General features: G+C 51.9%; 4 protein-coding genes and 1 pseudogene. 4 read left to right on the forward strand and 1 reads right to left on the reverse strand.

The genetic code is table 11. The features are described 5' to 3' along the window. Positions 1–1323, reverse strand: a 1323-nt coding sequence (locus SYN60AY4M2_RS13795; RefSeq protein WP_143597047.1) for a glycosyltransferase, incomplete at its 3' end; no start/stop codon positions are given. A gap of 171 nt (positions 1324–1494) precedes the next feature. Here SYN60AY4M2_RS13795 and SYN60AY4M2_RS14565 point away from each other — a divergent pair. The 4 genes and pseudogenes from SYN60AY4M2_RS14565 to SYN60AY4M2_RS13815 form a co-directional block, all read left to right on the forward strand. Further along, positions 1495–1638: a hypothetical protein gene (locus SYN60AY4M2_RS14565; RefSeq protein WP_011432125.1), complete on the forward strand. Its 144-nt coding sequence runs from the start codon at positions 1495–1497 to the stop codon at positions 1636–1638. 579 nt (positions 1639–2217) lie between these two features. Continuing rightward, a complete protein-coding gene (locus SYN60AY4M2_RS13805; RefSeq protein ID WP_099813431.1) occupies positions 2218–3117 on the forward strand; it encodes a 2OG-Fe(II) oxygenase in 900 nt (299 codons plus the stop codon). Between the two features lie 17 nt (positions 3118–3134). After that, positions 3135–3611 (forward strand): glycosyltransferase family 2 protein, encoded by a 477-nt coding sequence (locus SYN60AY4M2_RS13810; RefSeq protein WP_276307376.1) that lies wholly within the window; start codon positions 3135–3137, stop codon positions 3609–3611. Between the two features lie 38 nt (positions 3612–3649). Then, a pseudogene (locus SYN60AY4M2_RS13815) lies at positions 3650–3744 on the forward strand (IS630 family transposase); the annotation flags it as partial.

Below are 3744 nucleotides of genomic sequence, written 5' to 3' on the forward strand. Positions count from 1 at the left end.
CCGCCCCAGCCGCTGCAAGTCCTCAGCTGTGCACACCACAGCATCAAAACTAGGCCAACTGGCTGGCTCCCCCCTCACCTCATGAACTCGCTCGGGCACTCCCTTCTGCTGCAGCAGACCACAGGGATCCCCAAACCCCTCTTCCACATACAGCTCCAGCCGCGGCAAGTCCAGCAAGTCCGCGGCTATCACCCCAGGACAGCCTCGGCCAACAAATACCCTCAGTCGCTCCTGCACGCGATGCAGCTCTTGAATGGGCTCGTAGATTCCTAGTCGTGTGTCTATCCAGGCAGAGCTGGCCGTGCTGACAAAGTAGCGCACATCAGAGCGGGGCGAGTAACGAAAGGGCTCCGGCAGCTCTCCCCCAAACACCCAGTCCAGCAGATTCTGAATGCGGTGGCGGGGATGCCACTTTTCATCAAAGGTGTGGTAAGCGCGGCGGGCAATTTGAATGGCTTCTTGGGGATGGTCTAGGTAGTAGCGAACTTTTTCCAGGAGTTCGGCTTCGGAGTTGTAGGTGTCGCAGTAGGTGCCGGGCGCCAAAAGTTCGTCCAATCCTGAGGCGAAGGAGAGCTGGTCAGTAAGCAGAAAGCCCCCTGCAGAAATCACTTCCAGGTTCCTTAAGTTCAGATCCCCATTTTGGCTGCAGTTAAAGGAAATCAGAGAATGGGCAAACCATTTGGCTGCCTCTTGGCGGTTGGCTGTTTTGATGAGGATGGGCAAATCTGCATTCTTTATGGCTTGAACCAGCCGGCAACGCCTGGGATGGCGGGATCCCTGTTGGCCGATAAAGACCACTTGATTTTCTCTATCTTCCACCCAATCGTGGGTAACAGTGCGCATGGAGATAAGAGGCAACCAGGCAAGATTCTCAACGCCCACTGCAGCAAACCAGTGGAGATGCTGGCGGTTATAGGCAGTGGCAACATAGTCAAACCCTTCAGCAGCCCAGTAGGCCAAGAGATGGTTGATGGGAAGTTTCCAGTGGTGGGTGTCTCCAGCAAGCAAGAGTGTAGGGCAGCCAAACTTCTTCGTATTTAAGGGACTGATCTGGTCGAAACTGGAAGTCCAAACAACAACTAGGTCAAACTCCTTATTTGTAATTTGCTCAGACTGCTGCACAAAGTCATAGAGGTCATAGTCTCCCTCTGGGCACTCCACCAATTCCTTAGAGAGATTGACAAAGTTTAGTCCAAAGCCCTTGGCTCTCCTCTTGGGGCAAAGACTGACCTGCCGATCTGAAAGCTGCGGGGGCGGGATATAGTCTGGCGGAGTTGGCCAATTGAGGAGAATTCGCGGAGCATTGGCCTTGATGTCTTGCATTTCTCGACTCCCCAAGTTGAGCGGCAGGTTCTTCTAGCTCCTACAGGCTACTAGGATTGGACACAACAACAAGGGATCTCTGTTGCCCTGGAAAACGATAAGCCGAGCATAGGTTATAAGCAACCCCATGGATCCCTGTCTGCAAGAGCCGAATCCAGTTTACCTGCCTGGATGGCCCCTACCCAAGACGAGCTCTCCTACGACAATGGCATACCCATGGAAAGCTGGCGGCACACGTGCCAGATGGACTTGCTCATCTCCACCACCCATGCCGAGCGAGGTTTTGAGGCTGTACCCAGCGAAGTGGGAGGGTAGGAGGCCACCTGGATTCTGTGGGCCACTGCCGCTGGGGAACTGATGCCTGCCAAGGCTGAACTGGAGCAGCAAAGGGCTGAGCGCCTGGCCTAAAAGTTGTGAGAACTGGGGGTGGATCTGGGTACATTAAGCTAGAGCAGACGTCAGGGATCCCTCCCCATGGATTGCCAAGACCTTGCTCAGGATCTTCTCCTAGAACTGGAGCAAGCTCAGAGTCTCACCCAGCTCTTAGATTGGGCTTTAGCCTGCCTTCCTAGCCAGCAAATCTTCTGCCAGATTGGCTGGGAAGAGTCCGCAGCTGTTTTGCAGGCAATGCTTCGCTATCCTGAAAAGTTAGCAGTGATTCTACGGAATCCCCTACAGAGCTCATCCGAAAAGTCAATCAGCACAGAAGATATCCAAACCCAAATTTCTCAGTTGGGATTAGAAGAACGGGTTCTACTCCTAGAAGGCCCCATTCCTGCCCTTTTGGCAGATCTCGGTCAATGTTTCCCAGAGACCCAGATTGGCGTTTGTTTCTGGACTGAACTCACGGACTACCGTACCTGTCTGCTTCAGTCTTTGCTACTGCGGGATTACTTGGCCGACTCAGCCCTATACTTGGTCAACCATTGCCGCTACGGAGCCATAGCCCAAGCCAACCTAGATTTGATGGGGATAGATCCCAGTTTTCATCTGCAGAAGGTTTTGCCCAATCTAGGCCAAGGGATCCATCTCCTCACTTGGGATCCCCAGCACAAAGGGTTAACCGAGCAGGATCTCGCTCACATCCAAGCAATTAGCCCTGGATCACTGCTGGCAGCTAACCCGGTATTCCTGACTTTTACCCAGCCGGATCCCTCAGAACCCAACCGGTTTTACCCCTGTAAATACATCAAGCTGGATAACTTCCTGCCTCAAGAGCTCAACCAAGCCATTCTCCAACATGCCATTACCCACCAAGACAAGTTTATCCCTTCCAAGAGCTACAGCAAGAGCAACACCGAGGCAGAGTCACTAAAATTTCGCCGCTCCCTGAGGCTGGACTTCGCTTACTTTCAGGAGCATGGATCCCTGCTGCGAGAAAAAATTGCGGCTGTTGCTCCCCAAATCTTCGCCGAGCTAGGCATTGAGAACTTTGACATTCAAATCTTGGAGATGGAGATGATTGCCAGCCATGATGGCTGCTTCTTTACCGCCCACACCGATAACTCCTACCCACAAACTGCCTTCCGCCAGGTGAGCTGCGTATATTACTTCCACAAAGAGCCAAAGCCTTATCGAGGAGGTGAGCTGCGCATCTACGATACCCAAAGGCAAAAACCTCATCCACCAATCCTGCACGGGGCATACGATGAGGTAACCCCTACAAATAACAGCATCGTCTTCTTCTCCAGCAGTTGCCTACATGAGATCCTGCCGGTATTTAGCCCTAGCCAAGCCTTTGCCGATAGCCGCTTCACTATCAATACTTGGCTAGGAGCCAAGCAATTCACCTAAAGGCTTGCAGCTCCACCATGGCCAGAGTTTGCATAATTACCACTGTTCGGGATCCAGGCGTGTGCTTGGAGTCGTTCATTCGCCATCACCTTGCCCTTGGAATTGCCCATATTTATATCTTCTTTGACGATCCAGAGGATCCCGCTATTCAGGTGGCACTTCAGTTTTCCGATGTAACGGCTATTCCCAACGATGAAGCTTTGCAAGTCCAACAAGCATTGGGGAATGTTCTCTACCCAAAATATGGCCCTCATGTTGGCTATGAGGTCATGGCTCGTCAGATCCTTAACGTAGAAACTGCTATACAACTTGCCCTGGATCAGGGCATGGACTGGATTCTTCGTATTGACGGAGACGAGCTTTTTTATCCTGGCCAGACAACGGCTCCAAATTGGTTTGATCGAGTAAGCGACGACATATTTCAAGTTACGTTTCTAAACCACGAAGCAGCTCCCGAAGCGTTTGAGATCGAAGACTACAACCTTTTAATTTAAAATAGGGTACAGGTATTCAAGAGGAAGGAGAGAAAGGAATGCCGACTCATTCTTTGGATTTGCGGCAAAGAGTTGTAGCAGCCTACCAGGCAGGTAACACCTCCATCCGCCAGGTAGCTAAACGCTTCATGGT

Origin of the sequence: Synechococcus sp. 60AY4M2 (assembly GCF_002760375.1) — a bacterium.
Classification (GTDB): Bacteria; Cyanobacteriota; Cyanobacteriia; order Thermostichales; family Thermostichaceae; genus Thermostichus.

Coding starts and splice junctions, on each gene's coding strand:
- SYN60AY4M2_RS14565 (WP_011432125.1), top strand. CDS start 1,495: ATGGCCCCTACCCAAGACGAGCTCTCCTACGACAATGGCATACCCATG.
- SYN60AY4M2_RS13810 (WP_276307376.1), top strand. CDS start 3,135: ATGGCCAGAGTTTGCATAATTACCACTGTTCGGGATCCAGGCGTGTGC.